General features: G+C 45.6%; 1 protein-coding gene and 1 pseudogene. Both read left to right on the forward strand.

Going from position 1 to position 608, the window contains the following annotated elements; genetic code table 11:
* A partial coding sequence (locus tag ACFINI_RS10120; protein ID WP_375648060.1) for a hypothetical protein occupies nucleotides 1-198 on the forward strand: 198 nt, incomplete at its 5' end.
* A 9-nt stretch (nucleotides 199-207) separates the two neighbouring features.
* Nucleotides 208-608, forward strand: a pseudogene (locus tag ACFINI_RS10125) (phage tail tape measure protein); the annotation flags it as partial.

The raw sequence follows: 608 nt of genomic DNA on the forward strand, positions 1-608 counted from the left end.
CGCAATATTGAAGGCTTTTTTTGCTTTTTTTACGCAACGCCAATCCTCTCTGCCAGACAATTTGGAGCAGAACTAGCCCTTTATTATCACTGGGCGCCTTCAGAGATTAACCAGATGGATTGGCTGGATGTGATTGCCTATCGAGAAGAACTCGCACGCCTGAAAGCTCAAGAATATGAAAGCCATCAGTTAGGATAAGAGACGATCATGGATGTTTCCCTTGTTGTGCGTTTTGTTAATCATCTGCAAGAGGGGATAGCTTCTGCCAAGCGAGATCTTGCAGCCTTTAGTTCAGATGTTGCGCATTTCCAAAACAAGACAAGGCAGCATTTTAAAGGGTGGTTTGACCCTGAGCATCTTGAGGATGCGACAAAGAATGCGGAAAATGCTTTTATCCAAGCGCGGGGGCGCATGGTGGGTGCCATTGCGCAAACAGCAACCTTAATAGCGCCGCTCTATAAAGCCATGCAATTTGATCAATCGATGAAAGGATTGGAAAAGGTTCTTGATGCTCCTCTTCATCGCTTAAAAGAATTGCGCCGTTTTGCTTTGGAAACCTCCACTAAGATTCCGCTAGCGGCACGTGAAGTTTTAGAACTGATGACCAG

Origin of the sequence: Bartonella sp. AA56HLJMS (genome assembly GCF_042197145.1) — a bacterium.
Classification (GTDB): Bacteria; Pseudomonadota; Alphaproteobacteria; order Rhizobiales; family Rhizobiaceae; genus Bartonella.